The organism is Streptococcus sp. CF7_Ac1-8, from assembly GCF_024295435.1.
Taxonomy (GTDB): Bacteria; Bacillota; Bacilli; order Lactobacillales; family Streptococcaceae; genus Streptococcus; species Streptococcus mitis_AP.
Genome location: NZ_JANCPI010000005.1, coordinates 104,668 through 124,192, shown reverse-complemented (window position 1 = coordinate 124,192; position 19,525 = coordinate 104,668). Strand labels below are relative to the sequence as shown.

General features: G+C 40.0%; 22 protein-coding genes and 1 pseudogene. 9 read left to right on the top strand and 14 right to left on the bottom strand.

Annotated features, from left to right (window positions below):
• Positions 1 to 2: 2 nt before the first annotated feature.
• The 3 genes from NMM26_RS03995 to NMM26_RS03985 form a co-directional block, all read right to left on the bottom strand.
• Positions 3 to 1,280 (bottom strand): pyrimidine-nucleoside phosphorylase, encoded by a 1,278-nt coding sequence (locus tag NMM26_RS03995; RefSeq protein ID WP_254753703.1) that lies wholly within the window; start codon positions 1,278 to 1,280, stop codon positions 3 to 5.
• Complete coding sequence (locus tag NMM26_RS03990) at positions 1,277 to 1,867, bottom strand: class I SAM-dependent methyltransferase (RefSeq protein WP_302850819.1); 591 nt, start codon at positions 1,865 to 1,867, stop codon at positions 1,277 to 1,279. The genes NMM26_RS03995 and NMM26_RS03990 overlap by 4 nt, the downstream gene beginning before the upstream one ends.
• A gap of 210 nt (positions 1,868 to 2,077) precedes the next feature.
• A complete protein-coding gene (locus NMM26_RS03985) occupies positions 2,078 to 2,482 on the bottom strand; it encodes a hypothetical protein (RefSeq protein ID WP_254753704.1) in 405 nt (134 codons plus the stop codon).
• A 199-nt stretch (positions 2,483 to 2,681) separates the two neighbouring features.
• On the opposite strand from NMM26_RS03985, the gene coaA reads away from it, so the two are divergent.
• From coaA to NMM26_RS03970, 3 genes are all read left to right on the top strand, one after another.
• Complete coding sequence (gene coaA, locus NMM26_RS03980) at positions 2,682 to 3,602, top strand: type I pantothenate kinase (protein ID WP_049501762.1); 921 nt, start codon at positions 2,682 to 2,684, stop codon at positions 3,600 to 3,602.
• A gap of 67 nt (positions 3,603 to 3,669) precedes the next feature.
• Positions 3,670 to 3,906, top strand: a complete 237-nt coding sequence (gene rpsT, locus NMM26_RS03975; protein WP_001274000.1) for a 30S ribosomal protein S20 — start codon at positions 3,670 to 3,672, stop codon at positions 3,904 to 3,906.
• Between the two features lie 52 nt (positions 3,907 to 3,958).
• Positions 3,959 to 4,477: a DNA topology modulation protein gene (locus NMM26_RS03970; RefSeq protein ID WP_254753705.1), complete on the top strand. Its 519-nt coding sequence runs from the start codon at positions 3,959 to 3,961 to the stop codon at positions 4,475 to 4,477.
• Positions 4,478 to 4,562: 85 nt separating this feature from the next.
• On the opposite strand, the gene deoD is transcribed toward NMM26_RS03970, so the two are convergent.
• From deoD to rpiA, 6 genes and pseudogenes are all read right to left on the bottom strand, one after another.
• On the bottom strand, positions 4,563 to 5,273 hold the full coding sequence (gene deoD / locus NMM26_RS03965; RefSeq protein ID WP_219966752.1) for a purine-nucleoside phosphorylase: 711 nt from the start codon (positions 5,271 to 5,273) through the stop codon (positions 4,563 to 4,565).
• Between the two features lie 310 nt (positions 5,274 to 5,583).
• Complete coding sequence (locus NMM26_RS03960; RefSeq protein WP_254753707.1) at positions 5,584 to 6,867, bottom strand: chloride channel protein; 1,284 nt, start codon at positions 6,865 to 6,867, stop codon at positions 5,584 to 5,586.
• Positions 6,868 to 6,869: 2 nt separating this feature from the next.
• Entirely contained in the window at positions 6,870 to 7,679 is an 810-nt protein-coding gene (locus tag NMM26_RS03955) for a purine-nucleoside phosphorylase (protein WP_254753708.1), read from the bottom strand.
• Positions 7,680 to 8,235: pseudogene (locus tag NMM26_RS03950) on the bottom strand (DUF1697 domain-containing protein); the annotation flags it as partial.
• A gap of 1 nt (position 8,236) precedes the next feature.
• Positions 8,237 to 9,448 (bottom strand): phosphopentomutase, encoded by a 1,212-nt coding sequence (locus NMM26_RS03945; RefSeq protein WP_254753710.1) that lies wholly within the window; start codon positions 9,446 to 9,448, stop codon positions 8,237 to 8,239.
• Positions 9,449 to 9,471: 23 nt separating this feature from the next.
• A complete protein-coding gene (rpiA, locus tag NMM26_RS03940; protein WP_000429282.1) occupies positions 9,472 to 10,155 on the bottom strand; it encodes a ribose-5-phosphate isomerase RpiA in 684 nt (227 codons plus the stop codon).
• Between the two features lie 231 nt (positions 10,156 to 10,386).
• On the opposite strand from rpiA, the gene NMM26_RS03935 reads away from it, so the two are divergent.
• The gene (locus NMM26_RS03935; protein WP_001068557.1) at positions 10,387 to 10,572 is read left to right on the top strand and encodes a hypothetical protein; all 186 of its coding nucleotides are present in this window, start codon (positions 10,387 to 10,389) and stop codon (positions 10,570 to 10,572) included.
• A gap of 23 nt (positions 10,573 to 10,595) precedes the next feature.
• On the opposite strand, the gene NMM26_RS03930 is transcribed toward NMM26_RS03935, so the two are convergent.
• The 5 genes from NMM26_RS03930 to NMM26_RS03910 all read right to left on the bottom strand — a co-directional run bounded on the left by NMM26_RS03930 (position 10,596) and on the right by NMM26_RS03910 (position 14,872).
• A complete protein-coding gene (locus tag NMM26_RS03930; RefSeq protein WP_254753711.1) occupies positions 10,596 to 11,447 on the bottom strand; it encodes an NAD(P)H-hydrate dehydratase in 852 nt (283 codons plus the stop codon).
• Positions 11,448 to 11,461: 14 nt separating this feature from the next.
• Positions 11,462 to 12,283 (bottom strand): phosphate ABC transporter ATPase, encoded by an 822-nt coding sequence (locus tag NMM26_RS03925; RefSeq protein WP_254753712.1) that lies wholly within the window; start codon positions 12,281 to 12,283, stop codon positions 11,462 to 11,464.
• Positions 12,284 to 12,419: 136 nt separating this feature from the next.
• Positions 12,420 to 13,277, bottom strand: a complete 858-nt coding sequence (locus tag NMM26_RS03920) for a bifunctional methylenetetrahydrofolate dehydrogenase/methenyltetrahydrofolate cyclohydrolase (protein WP_254753713.1) — start codon at positions 13,275 to 13,277, stop codon at positions 12,420 to 12,422.
• 177 nt (positions 13,278 to 13,454) lie between these two features.
• Positions 13,455 to 14,189, bottom strand: coding sequence for an amino acid ABC transporter ATP-binding protein (locus tag NMM26_RS03915; protein ID WP_084929995.1), 735 nt, complete (start codon positions 14,187 to 14,189; stop codon positions 13,455 to 13,457).
• Complete coding sequence (locus tag NMM26_RS03910) at positions 14,189 to 14,872, bottom strand: amino acid ABC transporter permease (protein ID WP_001011642.1); 684 nt, start codon at positions 14,870 to 14,872, stop codon at positions 14,189 to 14,191. The genes NMM26_RS03915 and NMM26_RS03910 overlap by 1 nt, the downstream gene beginning before the upstream one ends.
• Positions 14,873 to 15,062: 190 nt before the next feature.
• Between NMM26_RS03910 and NMM26_RS03905 the strand changes: the two genes are divergently transcribed.
• From NMM26_RS03905 to NMM26_RS03885, 5 genes are all read left to right on the top strand, one after another.
• The gene (locus tag NMM26_RS03905; protein WP_000443570.1) at positions 15,063 to 15,293 is read left to right on the top strand and encodes a DUF1797 family protein; all 231 of its coding nucleotides are present in this window, start codon (positions 15,063 to 15,065) and stop codon (positions 15,291 to 15,293) included.
• 230 nt (positions 15,294 to 15,523) lie between these two features.
• Complete coding sequence (locus tag NMM26_RS03900; protein WP_254753714.1) at positions 15,524 to 17,782, top strand: ATP-dependent Clp protease ATP-binding subunit; 2,259 nt, start codon at positions 15,524 to 15,526, stop codon at positions 17,780 to 17,782.
• A gap of 130 nt (positions 17,783 to 17,912) precedes the next feature.
• Positions 17,913 to 18,365, top strand: coding sequence for an NUDIX hydrolase (locus NMM26_RS03895; protein WP_020902950.1), 453 nt, complete (start codon positions 17,913 to 17,915; stop codon positions 18,363 to 18,365).
• A gap of 58 nt (positions 18,366 to 18,423) precedes the next feature.
• On the top strand, positions 18,424 to 18,723 hold the full coding sequence (locus NMM26_RS03890; RefSeq protein WP_000767189.1) for a DUF1827 family protein: 300 nt from the start codon (positions 18,424 to 18,426) through the stop codon (positions 18,721 to 18,723).
• A gap of 135 nt (positions 18,724 to 18,858) precedes the next feature.
• Complete coding sequence (locus NMM26_RS03885) at positions 18,859 to 19,491, top strand: GNAT family N-acetyltransferase (RefSeq protein ID WP_254753715.1); 633 nt, start codon at positions 18,859 to 18,861, stop codon at positions 19,489 to 19,491.
• The last annotated feature ends 34 nt before the right edge of the window (positions 19,492 to 19,525 follow it).

The following is a 19,525-nucleotide window of genomic DNA, read 5'->3' as shown; positions in this document are numbered from 1 at the left end:
GTTTATGAGATGATTTCTATAATTTCTCGTAAACTTTGCACCCTGTCATTTATTTTAACATATTTTTGAAAATCTGTAACTAGCTGAGGAGAAATTTTTCCATTTGTGTATACTTTTGCAACAATTTCTCCCTTTTGAACGGAATCTCCAACTTTCTTTTCAAAAACAATTCCTGTTTCATAGTCCAAGGCATCAGACTTGACTGCACGGCCTGCCCCTAGTCTCATAGCATAAAGTCCAAATTCCATAGCTGGTAGAGCTGAAATGACACCCGTTTCCTGAGCAGGGATTTCCACCACATGGGCCACATTGACAGGACGATAGAGGTCTTCCAAGTCTCCACCTTGGGCTTGCACCATATCCTCAAACTTAGCCAGTGCTTGGCCATTTTCAAGATGTTGTCGAACTTCTTCAACTGTCTTGTTTACATTTGCTAAACCAAGCATAATTTGAGCCAATTCACAGATGAAGTGGGTAATATCCTGACGGCCTTGACCTTGTAAAATATCCAATGCCTCAAGAATTTCAAGGCGATTTCCAATCGCTCGTCCCAAAGGTTGACTCATGTCCGTAATCACTGCTACCGTCTTCCGTCCAACAGCCTTACCAAGTTCCACCATGGTTTGAGCCAATTCACGCGCCTCATCAACAGTCTTCATGAAGGCACCCTCGCCAACAGTCACGTCTAGTAAAATAGCATCCGCTCCTGCAGCGATTTTCTTGCTCATGACAGAACTCGCAATCAAAGGAATCGTGTCGACAGTTGCTGTCACGTCACGGAGGGCGTAGAGAAGCTTGTCTGCTTTGACCAGCTGGTCTGATTGCCCAATGACAGATACACCAATATCCTGCACTTGTGCAATGAAATCCTCTTGACTTCGTTCCACTTGATAGCCCTTAATGGACTCCAATTTATCGATTGTACCGCCAGTATGGCCGAGACCTCGACCACTCATTTTTGCCACAGGCACACCAAAACTAGCAACAAGGGGAGCTAAAATCAAGGTCACCTTATCACCAACACCACCCGTAGAATGCTTGTCAACCTTAACTCCATCAATAGCGGATAAATCAAACTCTTGACCTGTCTTGACCATCTTCATGGTCAAATCAGAGATTTCTCGAGTTGTCATTCCTTTGAAATAAACAGCCATAGCAAAGGCAGACATCTGATAATCAGGAACCGTTCCTGACACATAGCCTTCAACTAGCCATTCAATTTCACTCGAAGTCAGTTCTTGACCGTCTCGTTTTTTTTGGATTAAATCAACTGCTCTCATTCTTTCACACTTCTAAGGATGTAGTATCCCTTATCTTTTTTTACGACTTCACAATTGCCAAACACATCTTCCATCTTGGACTTAGCACTTGGAGCCCCTTGTTTTTTCTGGATAACGATTGTTAAATCGCCACCAGTTTCCAAGAAATCTTTACTTTTCTCAATGATTTCATGAACTACTTGCTTACCCGCACGGATAGGAGGATTGGAAATGACATGGTCAAATTTTCCTTCAACTTGTTCATAGATGTTGGACTGGAAAATAGTCGCTTCTACTTTATTTCGTTCAGCATTTTGTCGTGCCAAATCCAAGGCACGATTATTAATATCGACCATGGTCGCCTGAACTCCATAAGCCTTAGCTAAGGACAAGCCCAAAGGCCCATAACCACAGCCTACATCAAGGACAGTTTCTCCTTCATCAACCTCTAGACACTTGAGCAAGAGTTGACTTCCAAAGTCAACCATTTTCTTACTAAAAACACCCGCATCTGTCAAAAAGGTCATTTTTTCTCCCAACAACTCTACTCTCAACTCATGAATGTCGTGAGCAGCGTCAGGATTTTCTGCATAATACATTTTACTCATGAAACTATTTTACCATAATTTGACTTAAATTGTAAATCGTTTACAAATTGCTAATAAAACGAAAAAGACTGAGGAAAGCTAGTCAAGAAGACCTTTTCTTCAATTTCTTTCAACACTTATAAATGAATGATAAAGCATTTTAGAACTAGAAATATCACAGTCAAGATAAAACAACAAATTTATTGTCTATAATCAAGTGCATTTTCATTACTATTGCTTAACCTTAAAATACTTTATTACCAACAAGATTCCCAACAGGATATTTAGATAAAAGCCCAACTGATACGTTTTTGTCAGGAATTCCAAACTTGTCCAAAGTCGTATCAAATCTTCTAGAGACATACGGAAGAAATAACCCTCTGTAGCAATCCATAGGACTAAAAAGACATAACTACCAGCAGCAAGCCATTTCGTCCACCGTTTTTTTAGGAAGAAAGCAAGCAAGAGCGAACAGATAAAGACAGCTGTTACAATGGCATGTTCCATCAAAAAAGTAAAACCGTAATAGGTTTCCACAAAACGTCTACCATTATCCGCATTCGCTCCTTTTAAAAAAGGTAGTGCAAAACTTAAAATAAAACAGAGTTCCAATATGTAACGTTTTAAGATTTTCATAGTACACCTCCTATCAGTTGTGAACTAAAAAACCCCTTTATTAGCTTATAAATCAGCAGAAACTATCTCCTACTTCATCATTCAATTGTTCAGTCTCTATCTACCTTTATTATACGATATTAGCTTACTATCATCAAGAAACCGCTTTATTTTTTTAGCTTTTTATGGTATGATAGACAAAATATCTAGGGGAAAATAAATGACCAACGAATTTTTACATTTTGAAAAAATCAGCCGCCAGACTTGGCAATCTTTACATCGAAAGACGACACCTCCTTTGACAGAAGAGGAATTAGAATCCATCAAGAGTTTTAATGATCAGATTAGCCTGCAGGATGTTACCGATGTCTATCTTCCCCTAGCCCATCTCATCCAGATTTACAAGCGTACCAAGGATGATTTGGCCTTCTCAAAAGGAATTTTCCTTCAACGTGAAAGCAAATCCCAACCTTTTATCATTGGGGTTTCTGGTAGTGTTGCCGTTGGAAAATCCACAACCAGTCGCCTACTTCAAATCCTACTGTCTCGTACGCTTACAGATGCTACGGTTGAGTTGGTAACAACTGATGGCTTTCTCTATCCCAACCAGACCTTGATTGAGCAAGGGATTTTAAATCGTAAGGGATTTCCTGAAAGCTATGATATGGAAGCTCTTCTCAACTTCTTGGATCGCATCAAAAATGGACAAGATGTAGATATACCTGTCTATTCTCATGAAGTCTACGACATCGTACCTGAGGAAAAACAAAGCGTCAAAGCTGCTGACTTTGTAATTGTTGAGGGGATTAATGTCTTTCAGAATCCACAAAACGAGCGTCTCTATATCACTGACTTCTTTGACTTTTCCATCTATGTTGATGCTGCAGTGGATGACATTGAGAGTTGGTATCTGGATCGTTTCTTGAAAATGCTGAGCCTAGCCCAAAACGACCCTGATAGCTACTATTATCGTTTTACTCAAATGCCGATTGGGGAAGTAGAATCCTTTGCCCATCAGGTCTGGACTAGTATCAATCTCACAAATCTACAAAATTATATTGAACCAACCAGAAATCGTGCGGAAGTGATTCTTCATAAAACAAAGAACCATGAAATCGATGAAATTTACTTAAAAAAATAATTTTCCCTTGTCAAAACGTAAGTTTTCAGATATAATGGTATAGTTAGTAAATATGGAGGTAAGAACATTGGCAAACATTAAATCAGCTATCAAACGCGCTGAATTGAACGTTAAACAAAACGAAAAGAACTCAGCTCAAAAATCAGCTATGCGTACTGCTATCAAAGCTTTCGAAGCAAACCCATCTGAAGAACTTTTCCGTGCTGCTAGCTCAGCTATCGATAAAGCAGAAACTAAAGGTTTGATTCACAAAAACAAAGCAAGCCGCGATAAAGCTCGTCTTTCAGCTAAACTTGCTAAATAAGAAACAGTCCATAGAGGCTGTTTTTTTGTCTCCAAATAGGAAAAGGTAGAAAATGAAAATCGCAATTATCGGATATTCTGGTTCTGGTAAGTCAACTCTAGCAGAAAAATTATCTAACCACTACTCCATCCCAAAACTTCACATGGACACACTCCAATTTCAACCTGGTTGGCAAGACAGTGACCGTGATTGGATGTTAACCGAGATGAAAAACTTTATCACTAAGCATGAATCCTGGGTCATCGATGGTAATTATTCTTGGTGCTATTACGAAGAAAGAATGCAGGAAGCTGACCAAATCATCTTTCTCAATTTTTCTCGATGGAATTGTTTGTTAAGAGCCTTTAAGCGCTATTTAAAATACAAAGGAAAAGTCAGAGAAAGTATGGCCACAGGTTGTCCTGAGCGTTTTGACTGGGAATTTATCCGCTGGATTCTTTGGGATGGACGAACAAAAAATGCTAAAGAAAGATACCAACACTTAAGCAATACTTACCCAGAAAAGTTGCGTATTCTTTATTCTCAAGCAGAGATTGATTGTTTCTTGCAATCTCTTAAAAATAGACGATAGAGTAACGTTTCATTAAGGTCAGCATGGGCTGAATGACTAAAAAAGGAAGATTTTCATCCAGAAAATTTTCCTTTTGTGTTTTCTTTTATTCTGCAATCAAGGTTTCTAATCCAACCTTCATCATATCGGTGAAGGTATTTTGGCGTTCTTCTGCAGTTGTATCTTCGTCTGGATTAACCAAACTATCAGAGATAGTCATAATAGCAAGGGCATCAACATGGTGCTGGGCTGCCAGATAGTAAAGTGCTGCTGCTTCCATTTCCACAGCCTTGACTCCCCATTTACCAAGCTCGATGTTCTTTTCAAAGTAGTTTGAATAAAAGACATCAGATGACAAAACATTCCCAACATGAGTTATCATACCGAGTTCTTTAGCAATATGGTAGGCCTTGTCTAGCAAATCAAAGCTAGCGATTTGTGGAAAATCGTACTGTGGCCAATCGTTACGTACGATGTTTGAGTTTGTTGCAGCTGCCTGCGCCAAAACCAATTCACGAACGTGAACATCTTCATTCAAAGAACCTGCAGTTCCCACACGGATTAATTTCTTCACACCGTAGTCAACAATCAACTCACGCGCATAAATCGAAATAGATGGCATTCCCATCCCAGTTCCCATGACAGAAACACGGTGTCCCTTGTAAGTACCAGTATAACCAAACATGTTACGAACTTCGTTAAAACAAACAGCATCTTCAAGGAAGTTCTCCGCAATAAACTTAGCACGAAGAGGATCCCCAGGAAGAAGAATCTTATCAGCAATTTCACCCTGCTGAGCAGCAATATGGATAGACATAATTTATGATACAAAGAGCGACAAGAAAACGACTGAAAATTAGGAATCTGACGAGAAATCCTGATTTCTCAGTCAGATTATCTATTTTCCGAGTTTTCCGCTCGTGTTCAAATTAGAACACACGCTCTACCTTTCTTTTTTATATGTTTCTATTATATACTTTTATTTTTATATTTTATAGCTAGGAAAAATCGGATTCAATCAAGACTCCAATAAGCCTACTTCATTCTTATTTAAAACAGTTATAAATAAATTGAAAGTTTTTTTAATCTTTTAAATCAAATCATTGACTAGAAGAAATGGGCATTTCCTACCTAATTACTTTATTCTTTGACTTCTGACACAGTATGCTAGCCCAAGGAAAGCTATCTAACATTTTTGCAAAGTCATAAGCTAGGAAAGCCGTTATTAAGAGATAAGGAAGAGAATCTAAACCTATCCCCGTGAAGCCTATTACTAATCCAGTTGCAGACAAGGGAGCCATCAAGGTCACAGATAAAAAGCAAACAGATCCCAAAAGCAACATGGTTAACTTACTATCTCCACCTAGAATTATGCCAAGGAGGGCAGCTCCAGCTATCCCCAAAGCAAAAGATGGCGTAAGTGTACCACCATAGGCCCCTGCCCACAGAGTAATAAGAACGACCAGTGCTTTTAGGATAAACAAGAGGAATACTGTTTTACCATTGCTACCATTCAATACTTCCTGAGCCATCATCCGTCCATTTCCAAGTAGATGTGGAAAATAACTTGCCAACCCAGCAAGAAAAAGAAAAGCTGTAGGCAATGCGAGAAGTACTCGTTTATCTTTTATTCTGTTTGAAGACGCTGCCTTACTTAAGCGACCAAAAAGCCAAGCTAGTGGGGTTAAGAAAAGAAGTAATAAGGGAATAATCCATATTTCCTTTAATGACCACGTGATGGCTGAAATCTGGTAGAGAGCCTGATCTGAAATAACCAAGCCTGCTATATAGGTTGAGATATAGGTAGTCAAACCGACTAAGACAAATCGTTTAATAGATAGAGCAATTCCTAGGGTTTCAAAAACAAAGAAGACGCTCGTTAATGGAACCTGATAAACAGCCGCTAAACCAGCACCAGCACCACAAGCAAGGAGAAAAATACGATCCTTTATAGACAGTATACATATATTTCCAATTGGTCCTGCAAATAGAGTCCCAATCTCTCGTGGCGCAGCTTCTTTACCAATAGGTGCTCCCCCTCCAACTGCAATGATCTGCCAAATTGAATGAAATAGCTGTCTTAAAAAATGAAGCTTGTATTGTGCAGTCTCATCCTTCATCTGAGCTTTTATGGAATAAATCTTCGACCCTTTTTGCAAGAAATACCAGACCAAGGCTGAGCCAAGACCCACGATTATTAAACTTAATCCTATCCGTGACGAGGAAACTCCATCTGTCAAAAATCCAGTATGATGCTCTGACTGACCAAAAGCTAGACTCTCTACCATCTCTAAAAGATAATGGAGAAATATACCAGATAAACCAGTAACTATTCCTTGTAGAATTACTGCTAGGAATAATCTAAAATTATAAGGAATCTTTCGAAAAAATCTCCTCGATTCTTTTAACATGATTACAATTCAGCAAGAATTGCTTTCAGCAAGCCCTTGAAATCACCTTTGACACGTTCGGTTACTTCTACAACTTCTTCGTGGTTCAGTTCTTCTTGGAAGCCAGCAGCAAAGTTAGTGATACATGAAATACCTAGAACTTTCAAGCCTGAGTGAGCTGCCACAATAACTTCAGGAACCGTAGACATACCAACGGCATCTGCTCCCAGTGTCTTATAGGCACGAATTTCTGCTGGTGTTTCATAAGTCGGACCAGTTACACCAATATAGACACCTTCATCAAGCTTGATACCAAGTTTTTTAGCCACTTCATGGGCAGTAGCACGGTATTCTGGTGTGTAGGCCTTAGACATATCTGGGAAACGTGGGCCAAAGTCATCCAAGTTTTCACCCATCAATGGGTTTTGACCTGTCATGTTGATATGGTCTGAGATAGCCATCAAAGTACCTGGACCATATCCAATTCCTCCAGCAGCATTGGTTACAATGACACCTTCACATCCGAGAACTTTCATGACACGAACTGGGAAAGTCACGACTTCCAGAGGATTTCCTTCGTAGAAATGAAAACGACCTTGAAGAGCTAAGACCTTGCGACCTGCAAGGTCACCGTATACCAATTTACCAGCGTGTCCGACTACTGTCGAACGGCCCCAGTTTGGAATATCTGCATAGTCTACTACAACTGGATTTTCGATTTCTTCTGCCAATTCTCCCAGACCTGATCCAAGGATTAGACCGAACTCAGGTGCTTGGATTCCCTTGTCTTTCAGGAAGTCAGCTGTTTCCTTGATCTTATTTAAAAACGTCATTGTGTCTCCTTTATTATTTTTTTAGCATTTGACCGATTTTGTCAAAAGTTTTAGCATTGCGAATGGTGATTTGGCGGTAGAAAGGCATCTTGAGTAAGTATTTGTGATAGGCAGTTGCATAGTAGGATTCTTCAGAGAATTTCCCCCAGAAAATACCAAGTTTTCCGAAATGAACGACTTCATCTACCAGTTCCAAACTGTCCACTTTCTCGATCACTTGATCCACATCCAAGCTCTCCGTATAGAAGAGGACATCTTTTCGAGCCAAATCTTTGGTCCACCATTCAGGCAGATTTTCAAGTTCCGCTTCAAATTCCTCTAGACTCAGTAAAGAAAAGCTCTGAATAAATGGATAATGGATTTCAAAGAAAGCCTCTAACATTTCGACCAATCGGGCTTTGGCATCTGTCGAAGTAAAGAAAATATTGCCACTGTTGATGTAGGTTTCAACTTTTTCAATTCCCAACTCTGTCAGTTCTTGACGAAGTTGCGCCATGACAACCTTATTTTTCCCTCCGACATTAATGCCCCGAACAAGTAAAGCATATCGCGTCATCTTATACCAATTTATCTAAGAAACTTTCCCCAATCATGGCAGTTTCAACACCAAAGTTATCCGCAACTGTCGCTGAGATATCTGCAAAATGTCCTACTGGAATGACACCATTTCCTTTAAAGGCAGGGCTATAGGCCAACAATGGAATATATTCACGAGTGTGGTCTGTTCCTGCATAGGTTGGGTCATTTCCATGGTCCGCAGTAATCAAGAGAAGGTCGTTCTCCCTCATGGCTGCGATAATTTCAGGCAAGCGTTCATCAAACTCATGCAAGCAATCACGGTAGCCATGAGCATTGCGACGGTGTCCATAAAGGGCATCAAAGTCAACTAAGTTTGTGAAGGAGAATCCTTTTTCAAACTCAGCAAGTCCCATGGTCTTCAATAATGTATCAATTCCGTGGCTGTTTGATTTGTTGTGACCCATGTCATGGTTGATACCAGCGCCGTTAAAGATATCGTTGATTTTACCAACAGCATAAGTATCGATACCAGCTTCATTCAATTTATCCAAAACAGTTGGGGCAAATGGAGATACGGCCAAATCACGACGGTTTGCAGTACGAGTGAAGTTACCTGGTTCACCTACATACGGGCGGGCAATGATACGTCCTAAAAGGGCTGGGCGCTCAAGGGTAATCGAACGAGCGTATTCACAGATACGATACAATTCATCCAAAGGAATAATATCTTCGTGGGCAGCAATTTGCAAAACAGGGTCAGCCGAAGTATAGATAATCAACTCCCCAGTTTCCATCTGACGTGGTCCAAAGTCATCGATAACAGCTGTACCTGAGTAAGGTTTGTTAGCTTCACGAATAACCTTGCGTCCTGAGAATTCTTCGATTTTTGTCAAGATTTCTTCTGGGAATCCGTTCCAGAAAGTATCGAAAGGCTCAGTAATGTTGAGTCCCATGATTTCCCAGTGTCCAGTCATAGTATCCTTACCAAGAGATACTTCTTCTAATTTTGTTGCATATCCAGTTGGATTGCTTTCTGCCGGTACAGTCTTAAGAGGAGTTGCACGAGGAATATTTCCTAGACCGATTTTAGCCATATTTGGCACATTCAAACCAACTGTTTTAGAAATGTGTCCCAGTGTGTCAGAAGCTCCATCTGGAACCCCTGCATTGACAAAGTTATTAGCATCTGGTGCAGCACCGATTCCTACAGAATCTAGTACCACCAAGTGAATACGATTAAATTTTGACATAGTGTATCTCCTTATTATTTTAGTTATCTTGCTTTTGTTGAAGTTAAAATCTGAACCCCGTCTCGTCCAGCAACGATGACCTTATCCACCATTTGGTTGAACAAGCCGTGCTCCACGACGCCAACGACATGGTCCAATTCTTGTCCGAAAGTAATTGGATCTTCAATGACATCCAAGGCAAGGTCAATGATAAAATTCTGCATATCAGTCACAAAACGTTGGCCGTCTTTTTCACGGAAACTTGGTTTATAGCCAGCTCGCTCAAAACGACGAAAAACCTGTTCTGCGCCATACTGAACCACTTCTACTGGCAATTTAAAAGCACCTAGTTTGTCTACCATCTTGCTTTCATCCACCACCCAAATGTATTCTTTTGAGGGCGTTGCCACAACCTTCTCCATGAGAAGGGCACCTCCACCGCCTTTGATTCCGTTAAACTGACTATCCACTTCGTCCGCCCCATCGACTGTCACATCGACAAAATCCACTTGGTCAATAGACTTGAGTGGGATCTTAAGACCTTCAGCCTGTTTACTAGTCACACTAGAAGTTGTTACTGCTGTAATCTGCAATCCCTCTTCCTTGATACGACGACCAATTTCTTCGACAAAATAGTAGGCAGTAGAACCCGTTCCCAGTCCGACAACCATCCCATCATTGACAAATTCAGCAGCCTTGATACCTGCCATTTTCTTCAGATTTTCCACTCAAACACCTCCATTAAAGAGCTATTTCTATTATAACATGTATCCGTTTTTATTTCATGGATACACTAGAAAAAACCGAACATTTTTATTTTTATGTCCACCTTGTTTTGGTAGTTAGAATCTTAGTTATGAGAACTTGTAGATAAAAACAGGTCCTAGCCAAAAGCAACAACAGTTGATTTTTTATCATAAAGATGATTAAATAGTTAAGTACAGAAAAGGAGAAATAAGATGAACCCATTAGATTTGTTTAACCAAGTAAAAGAATTAATCGAAACAAAAGATTTCGAAGCTGCAAAAACATTTGTTGCAGAAAATCAAGACCAACTTGGAGAATACTTCTCTCAAGCTCAGCAGTTGATTTCTGGTTCTGAAGGTCTAGATGGCCTCGTTGGAAAGATTAAAGGATTTTTCTAAAAGATATAAAGGCGCCTGAACTATCAGGTGCCTTTTTGAGATATTTTTTTCATTTTTTTGGGAAGAAGACTGCTGATTTCCGTCGGCAAGACCACATAATGTTCTTGAGATAGTTCTTGGGCTATGGCTGAATGAAGATGGGTTGCTACTGCCACACGTTCGTAGAGACTGGCCTGTCGGAATTGGCCTGCAAATCCTGCGATCATCCCAGCCAGAGTATCTCCCATTCCCCCAGTCGCCTGATAGGGACCGCCAACTTGTAACTGGTAATAATCAGATTGGCCAACTTGCCAAATACGAGTAGTTGGACCTTTCTCTACCAAAATTGTTCCTTGAGGGAAAGAAGTCAGGGCACTAGCTGTTGCATCTTCGCTTTGATTTTCAATCGTAATTCCAGATAATTTTTCCCATTCTTTTTGGTGGGGAGTTAGGATAAGCTGGTTAGATGGAAACGACAAACTTGTCCTAGCAAGGATGGTTAAGGCCCCTCCGTCTACAATCAAAATCTGATTCTTTTTTAAACTAGCAAAGACTTGTTTTACTAGATTTTCTCCAAAAGAATCATCTCGTAAACCAGGCCCCAGCAAAACAACTTCTGCCTTCTCCAATTGCTCTTTTAACAACTGCTGGTCTTGCAGATAAAAGGCCATAGCCTCAGGTAAATGACTGTGCAAAGCCGGGATATTTTCCCTATCTGTTCCAACAGTCACCAAACCAGCTCCACTTTTTACAGCTGCCAAAGCAGACATGATGATGGCACCACCATAAGGATAGGTACCACCTAGCAACAGCAAACGACCGTAGTTTCCTTTATGACTTGCACGAGAACGTTCAATAATGACTTTTTCTAGTAAGGTTTGATCAATAACTTTCATCGTTTTTTCCTCAACTATCCTTTATCTGATTGTTTTAAAACAACTTGATAGACTTTCTTAGTCCACTCTTCTAAGTCTTCTCCAGCATAGTCAAGATAATGCACCCTATCTTGTATTTTAGTTGGAATAATATTTTCAAATTGGCTCTTATTATGAGTTGGAATAATGCAAATATACAACTCACTAAATAAATTCACCATGTCCTTAATTTTTGCAACATGGTAGCCATCAAAAATATAACCAGTAACTTTAATTAAATCTGTATAGATAAAATGAAAACTCACTCCAGGAATAAACTTGTCTTGTAATTCTTTCTTTGAAGGAGCTCGACCTAATAAACGCTCCATTGCTAATCGATAACCAGAACTTGTATTTGACCACCCTAACATGACATAGTCAAAATAATCTATCGGATCCGATGCAGCATTTCGACTATCCAAAACCAACTCCTCAGCATCTCGCCCAAAGGCTTTCACAGCAGATAAGAGCTGACCTGTTTTAAAGATAGAAATCGCTGCATCTATAGTCGTAGTATGACTACAGTAGTCTGAAGTCACTAACCTCTTATGTAGATCATAAGTTGAGGCTACTCTTTTATCTGTAGGGGTAAATGGTGGAAAAAAGGGATGCTGACAGATGTAATCTAAAATTTCTTTTTTTAAACAAGAATCAGCACACTCAATACTTGTTTGACGTTTATGAAGTTTTTCGTAAGCTATAAATTTAGCAATTTTTTCTAATTCCCACTCTTGAATATTTGGATAATAAATTAGTGCTAAGTAGTATATTCCATCCCATTGTAAACTATATTCCCCATTATAAATTTTTAAAATCATCTAATCACCTCACTCCATTATACAACAAAAAGGAGGCGCAGACCTCCTTTTGTAATCTTATATCGAAAATTTAATATTCATGTCTGCCATTTTAGATATAGCTATAGAAAATACACTATCTTAAGCGATTTTTCTCTTATTTGCTATCCAATGTCCGAAGTGCTGCTTGATAAGTTTGCTCCATTAGCATAGTAATGGTCATAGGACCAACACCTCCAGGAACTGGCGTGATATGGCTGGCAAGTGGTGCAACCGCCTCATAATCAACATCCCCACAAAGCTTGCCATTTTCATCTCGGTTCATCCCAACGTCAATGACAACCGCACCTGGTTTCACAAAGTCAGCAGTCACAAACTTGGCACGACCGATTGCGACCACCAGAATATCTGCTTTAGCAGCCACCTTGGCAAGATTATGAGTCCGTGAGTGAGTCAAGGTTACTGTCGCATTTTTTGCCAACAGAAGCTGAGCCATGGGTTTTCCAACGATATTGGAACGACCGATAACGACCGCATTTTTACCTTCCAAGTCAATCCCGTATTCATGGAACATTTCCATAATCCCTGCAGGTGTAGAAGGAATCATGACTGGATGACCAGACCAGAGACGCCCCATGTTTAGAGGATGGAAACCATCCACATCCTTTTCTGGGTCAATGGCCAACAAAACTGCCTCTTCATCAATATGTTTTGGTAATGGTAACTGAACCAAAATCCCATGCCAAGCTGGATCTTGATTATATTTGGCAATCAAGTCTAACAATTCCGCTTGGGTAACGGTTTCTGGAACTCGCACAACTTCACTACGGAATCCCGCCGCAAGGGCAGAACGTTCCTTATTTCGAACGTAGACTTGGCTCGCAGGGTTGTCCCCAACCAAAATCACTACCAAACCAGGTACTAGCCCCGTTTTTTCCTTTAATCTTGCAGTCTTTTCAGCCAGCTGTCCTTGTAACTTAGCTGCTAGAGCCTTCCCATCTATAATCTGTGTCATATCACTTCTCTTTTCTTTCAAATATCTTCCATTATACCAAAAACTGCTAATCCCCTCTAACACTTCTTTCCTAGGCTATCTTATAGTTTCAAACTATAAGAAAAAGCTCAGTTCGAGCTTTTCATTCATCTATACTTTACATGTAAAGCTAGCTACAAATAGCTCCACAAAGCTAACTTATAAAACCTTACTCAAGAAGTCTTTAGTCCGTTGTTCTTGGGTTTGTTCAAAAATCTGTTCAGGTGTTCCGTCTTCAACAACCACACCGTCTGCCATAAAGATAACACGGTCTGCCACCTCACGGGCAAATCCCATCTCATGTGTTACGATAACCATAGTCATTCCTGACTTGGCTAGGTCTTGCATAACAGCCAACACTTCACCTACCATTTCAGGGTCCAGGGCTGAAGTTGGCTCGTCAAAGAGCAAAACATCTGGTTCCATAGCTAAACCACGCGCAATAGCAATCCGCTGTTGCTGACCACCTGACAAACTCTGTGGATAAGCAGTTGCCTTATCTGGCAAACCAACTTTTTCCAAAAGTTCCTGAGCTCTCTTCTCTGCAACTTCCTTGCTCTCACCTTTGGTCTTGATAGGAGACAAGGTGATATTTTCCATCACAGTCATATTAGGAAAGAGATTAAATTGTTGGAAAACCATGCCCATCTTCTCACGCATGGCAAACAGGTCATTCTTCTTGTCCGTAATATCAACTCCCTCAAAGATAACCTTCCCATTGGTTGCTTCTTCCAACAAATTCATAGAACGAAGCAAGGTAGATTTCCCGCTTCCCGAAGGACCGATGATAACGACAACTTCTCCACGTTTAATCTCGAGGTTGATGCCCTTCAATACTTCATTCTTTCCAAAGGATTTATGTAAATTTTCAATTTTTATCAAGGTTTCTGTCATTATTTCTTATCTCCTTGTCCCATACGTTTTTCAAAAGCTTTCAAGGCCACTGTCAAAATAGAGGTCATAATCAAGTAATAAAAGGCTGCAAATAAAAGTGGTGTTAAAGGTAGATAGGTTGTTGTAGAAACTGTTGTAGCTCCGTTCCACAACTCCATAACACCGATAGCTGATAAGAGGGAACTATCCTTGATAATGGTGATAAATTCGTTCCCCAATGCTGGCAAAATATTTTTGATTGCTTGTGGCAAAATCACATAACGCATGGCATTTTTAGGACGAATCCCTAGCGAATAAGCCGCCTCTAGCTGCCCCTTAGGAACCGCATTGATTCCGGCACGAACAGTCTCAGAAACATAAGCACCACTGTTCATAGAGATAATCAAAATCCCTGGAATCAAGCGAGAAAGATCAACACCCAAAATCCCAACTTGAATAGTCGGAGCATTGATATGCATAAGGGCAAAGGCAATCATAATCTGAACCATCATCGGCGTCCCACGGAAAATCCAAACGTACAAGTTGGCCAGCCAAACAAGCGGTTTAAACTTTGAACGTTGCCCAAAAGCCAAGACAACACCCAAAATGGTTCCCAAAAAGACAACACAGATAGAAATGAGAACCGTCACGACAGCCCCATAGTTAAAATAAGGTAAATACTTAGGTAAAAAAGAAAAATTCATAGTCACACTGCTTTCTAAAATAGAATACTGTATGATTATAACATGAATTGAATTAAAATTCAAACTTTTAATCCGATTTATTCAAAAAAACTTTAAGCTAGTAGAATTAGCGAGAAATCTTAGTTTTTTCTAGGCAAGTTGGCCTCCTTTATGGTAAAATAGTAACGATAAGAAATGAAGGAGAATCAAAATGGAATCACATTTGGTTAGAATCATCAACCGCCTTGAAGCAATGGCAAAAGACGGCGGAAATTTAAAACGTAATTTTGAACGCGAAGGAGTTGTTGTTGCAGAAGTTGCATACAGCCACGACGAAGAAAACGGCTCAATCTTCACCCTTCGTGATGTCGAAGCTCGCGAAACTTATACGTTTGATAGCATTGACTTGATTGCAATGGAGATTTACGAACTCCTTTACTAATACAAAACAAGCTGGGATTACACCCTGCATGTCTAACCAAAATCCTTTTTGTCTCACAAATAGGATTTTTTTATTCCCTAAAATCTCAAAAATTTTCATTGTAGCAACTTCTCAAAGCTGCAATCTTTTTACTTGATTTACACCCCAATCCTGTTATAATGAGAGTATAGAAATTTGACTATTATTGACCTTTTGACAATTCAAGCTAAAGAAAGAAATGAGGTAGATGTATGCTTTGTCAAAACTGTAAAATCAATGACTCAACGATTCATCTTTATACCAATCTCAATGGAAAGCAAAAACAAATTGACCTCTGTCAAAACTGTTATAAGATTATCAAAACAGATCCTAACAATAGCCTCTTTAAAGGTATTACGGATCTGAACAATCGTGACTTTGATCCCTTTGGTGATTTCTTCAATGACCTAAACAATTTTAGACCTTCTAACAACACTCCACCGACTCTCCCAACCCAATCAGGTGGAGGTTACGGTGGAAATGGCGGTTATGGTTCCCAAAATCGTGGACCTGCTCAAACTCCTCCACCAAGCCAAGAAAAAGGCCTGCTGGAAGAATTTGGTATCAACGTAACTGAAATTGCCCGTCGTGGAGATATTGACCCCGTTATTGGGCGCGACGATGAGATTATCCGTGTCATCGAAATTCTCAATCGCAGAACCAAGAATAATCCTGTTCTTATCGGTGAACCTGGTGTCGGAAAAACTGCCGTTGTCGAAGGTCTAGCTCAGAAAATCGTTGATGGCGACGTTCCACATAAACTACAAGGCAAACAGGTCATCCGTCTTGATGTAGTTAGCCTGGTCCAAGGAACAGGTATCCGTGGACAATTTGAAGAACGCATGCAAAAACTCATGGAAGAAATTCGCAAACGTGAGGACATCATTCTCTTTATCGATGAAATCCATGAAATAGTCGGTGCGGGTTCTGCGGGCGATGGCAATATGGATGCAGGAAATATCCTCAAGCCAGCCCTTGCTCGTGGGGAACTGCAACTGGTCGGCGCTACTACCCTCAATGAATACCGTATCATTGAAAAGGATGCAGCCTTAGAGCGCCGTATGCAACCAGTTAAGGTCGATGAACCAACAGTGGAGGAAACAATTACTATCCTCAAAGGAATTCAAAAGAAATACGAAGACTACCACCACGTTCAGTATACCGATGCTGCAATTGAAGCAGCTGCAACTCTGTCCAATCGCTACATCCAAGATCGCTTCTTGCCTGACAAGGCCATTGACCTCCTAGATGAAGCTGGTTCTAAGATGAACTTGACCTTGAATTTTGTGGATCCTAAAGTAATTGATCAACGCTTGATTGAGGCTGAAAATCTTAAATCTCAAGCTACACGAGAGGAAGATTTTGAGAAGGCCGCCTACTTCCGCGACCAGATTGCCAAGTATAAGGAAATGCAAAAGAAAAAGGTCACAGACCAGGATACTCCTATCATCAGTGAAAAAACCATTGAGCACATTATCGAGCAGAAAACCAATATCCCTGTTGGTGATTTAAAAGAGAAAGAACAATCTCAACTCATCCATCTAGCCGAAGACCTCAAGTCTCATGTTATTGGGCAAGACGATGCTGTCGATAAGATTGCCAAGGCCATTCGCCGTAATCGTGTCGGACTTGGGACCCCTAATCGTCCAATCGGAAGCTTCCTCTTCGTCGGACCAACTGGTGTCGGTAAGACAGAACTTTCCAAACAACTAGCTATCGAACTCTTTGGTTCTGCTGACAGCATGATTCGCTTTGACATGAGTGAATACATGGAAAAACACAGTGTAGCTAAGTTGGTCGGCGCCCCTCCAGGTTATGTTGGCTACGATGAGGCTGGGCAATTAACTGAAAAAGTCCGCCGTAATCCCTACTCACTTATCCTCTTGGATGAAGTGGAAAAAGCCCATCCAGATGTTATGCACATGTTTCTACAAGTCTTAGACGATGGTCGTTTGACAGATGGGCAAGGACGTACCGTCAGCTTCAAGGATGCCATCATCATCATGACTTCAAATGCAGGTACAGGTAAGGCCGAAGCCAGCGTTGGTTTCGGGGCAGCTCGCGAAGGACGTACCAACTCTATTCTTGGTGAACTCGGTAACTTCTTTAGCCCAGAGTTTATGAACCGTTTTGATGGTATTATCGAATTTAAGGCTCTCAGCAAAGATAACCTCCTTCAGATTGTCGAGCTCATGCTAGCAGATGTTAACAAGCGCCTTTCTAGCAACAACATTCATTTGGATGTAACTGACAAGGTCAAGGAAAAATTGGTTGACCTCGGTTATGATCCAAAAATGGGGGCGCGCCCACTTCGTCGTACTATTCAAGACTATATTGAGGACGCAATCACTGACTACTACCTTGAAAATCCAAGCGAAAAAGACCTCAAGGCAGTGATGACCAGCAAGGGTAACATTCAAATCAAATCTGCCAAAAAAGCTGAAGTAAAGACTTCTGAAAAAGAAGTATAAATCCTATAGAAAAGGAGTAGAAAATGAAATTTTTCTGCTTCTTTTTTACTAAAATAACTGTAATTTCTTGACAGCTTGCCCTTTGTCCATTATGATAATAATAACGATACTAGATAATGAGGAAAATGCAATGGCAAACCCAACTTTCGGAGAAAAGAAAGCAAATACAGACTATGTGTCACGCTATGGCGTATATGCAGTTATCCCTGATGCTGAACAAAAACAAATTGTTCTTGTTCAAGCACCTAATGGCGCTTGGTTCTTACCTGGTGGTGAAATTGAAGCAGGTGAAAATCATCAAGAAGCCCTAAAACGTGAATTGATTGAAGAGCTTGGCTTCACAGCTGAAATTGGTGCCTATTACGGACAAGCTGACGAATATTTCTACTCTCGTCATCGTGACACCTACTACTACAATCCTGCCTACCTCTATGAAGCGACTTCTTTCAAAGAAGTGCAAAAGCCACTAGAAGACTTTAATCATATCGCCTGGTTCCCTATTGACGAGGCTATTGAAAATCTCAAACGTGGTAGCCATAAATGGGCAATCCAATCTTGGAAAAAACAGCATAAGATTGACTAAATCAAGCTACTTTATTCAAAAAGTGCTATAATAGAATTAGAAAATCGGAGGAAATGTTATGAAGCTTATCAATACGACAAACTCACACTCGCAACTGGTAAAAAGCCAGCTAGAAAGTACAGATGCAACCCTTGTTGAGGTTTATTCTGCAGGTAATACAGATGTTATTTTTACCCAAGCTCCGCTTCACTATGAAATCCTCATCTCAAACAAACACCGCGCTATCCGCGAACCTGAAATCGAAGCCATTCAAGAATTTTTCTTGAAACGTAAAATTGATAAGGACTCTATTGATGAAGCCAATATCAAAACCCTCTATTCAGAAAAATTAATTGGAATTTCGATTCCAACCAAATAAAAAATTGGAGAGTTTAAAAAGCTTTTTGGACCTTATAGTAGAAAACGAGGTTCTAACTTGCTTTTTGGATCATCTCCAATTTTTTATCTTGAAATCTTATCATACAAGATTTTATAGATAATTAAGGAGACAAACATGGGAGACATCATATATAGAGAGGCAAGAATTGAAGAAAGCGAAAAAATTGGAAAATTATTAGCCAATTCCTTTCTTGACTATCCCTTTTTAACAATTTTAAAAGACGATTTGAAGAAACCTGACTCCTATCCTGCTTTTGTAGAAATATTGCAAATTCTGCTTACTAGAGTCTATATTAAAAAAGGAAACTGTTTAGTTGCGGAACAAGATGGAGAATTACTAGCAGTTGCCCTTTTGCAACAAAAGGATTTCTGTATACTATCCTATCTACGAAATGGTGGAACAAACATTTTTCGCTACATTCGACCACAAAATCTCCTTAAATACTTTGACTTTGTAAAACGTTCTAAGAAGCATTTAGAACAATCAGGAGAGTTTGATTGGTATTTGATGGCTTTAGCTGTCAATATAGAAAGTAAGGGACAGGGAATAGGCAGTACTTTTCTGACACAAGGGATTGAACCCTATGTTAAATCAAAAGGCTGTAAGAACTTGGGTCTCATAACTAATACAGCTAGAAATGCCTCATTCTACGAAAAAAACGATTATATTCTACTAGAATTTATGGATTTAAAATACGGATCAAGATCAATTGGTAACTGGGCTTTTTTAAAAACAATGAATAAATAAAAAAGATTTGGTTCTGCTTCTCACAGAACCAAAT

Coding starts and splice junctions, on each gene's coding strand:
- NMM26_RS03995 (WP_254753703.1), bottom strand. CDS start 1,280: ATGAGAGCAGTTGATTTAATCCAAAAAAAACGAGACGGTCAAGAACTG.
- NMM26_RS03990 (WP_302850819.1), bottom strand. CDS start 1,867: ATGAGTAAAATGTATTATGCAGAAAATCCTGACGCTGCTCACGACATT.
- NMM26_RS03985 (WP_254753704.1), bottom strand. CDS start 2,482: ATGAAAATCTTAAAACGTTACATATTGGAACTCTGTTTTATTTTAAGT.
- coaA (WP_049501762.1), top strand. CDS start 2,682: ATGACCAACGAATTTTTACATTTTGAAAAAATCAGCCGCCAGACTTGG.
- NMM26_RS03970 (WP_254753705.1), top strand. CDS start 3,959: ATGAAAATCGCAATTATCGGATATTCTGGTTCTGGTAAGTCAACTCTA.
- deoD (WP_219966752.1), bottom strand. CDS start 5,273: ATGTCTATCCATATTGCTGCTCAGCAGGGTGAAATTGCTGATAAGATT.
- NMM26_RS03960 (WP_254753707.1), bottom strand. CDS start 6,867: ATGTTAAAAGAATCGAGGAGATTTTTTCGAAAGATTCCTTATAATTTT.
- NMM26_RS03955 (WP_254753708.1), bottom strand. CDS start 7,679: ATGACGTTTTTAAATAAGATCAAGGAAACAGCTGACTTCCTGAAAGAC.
- NMM26_RS03945 (WP_254753710.1), bottom strand. CDS start 9,448: ATGTCAAAATTTAATCGTATTCACTTGGTGGTACTAGATTCTGTAGGA.
- NMM26_RS03935 (WP_001068557.1), top strand. CDS start 10,387: ATGAACCCATTAGATTTGTTTAACCAAGTAAAAGAATTAATCGAAACA.
- NMM26_RS03930 (WP_254753711.1), bottom strand. CDS start 11,447: ATGAAAGTTATTGATCAAACCTTACTAGAAAAAGTCATTATTGAACGT.
- NMM26_RS03925 (WP_254753712.1), bottom strand. CDS start 12,283: ATGATTTTAAAAATTTATAATGGGGAATATAGTTTACAATGGGATGGA.
- NMM26_RS03920 (WP_254753713.1), bottom strand. CDS start 13,277: ATGACACAGATTATAGATGGGAAGGCTCTAGCAGCTAAGTTACAAGGA.
- NMM26_RS03915 (WP_084929995.1), bottom strand. CDS start 14,189: ATGACAGAAACCTTGATAAAAATTGAAAATTTACATAAATCCTTTGGA.
- NMM26_RS03910 (WP_001011642.1), bottom strand. CDS start 14,872: ATGAATTTTTCTTTTTTACCTAAGTATTTACCTTATTTTAACTATGGG.
- NMM26_RS03905 (WP_000443570.1), top strand. CDS start 15,063: ATGGAATCACATTTGGTTAGAATCATCAACCGCCTTGAAGCAATGGCA.
- NMM26_RS03900 (WP_254753714.1), top strand. CDS start 15,524: ATGCTTTGTCAAAACTGTAAAATCAATGACTCAACGATTCATCTTTAT.
- NMM26_RS03895 (WP_020902950.1), top strand. CDS start 17,913: ATGGCAAACCCAACTTTCGGAGAAAAGAAAGCAAATACAGACTATGTG.
- NMM26_RS03890 (WP_000767189.1), top strand. CDS start 18,424: ATGAAGCTTATCAATACGACAAACTCACACTCGCAACTGGTAAAAAGC.
- NMM26_RS03885 (WP_254753715.1), top strand. CDS start 18,859: ATGGGAGACATCATATATAGAGAGGCAAGAATTGAAGAAAGCGAAAAA.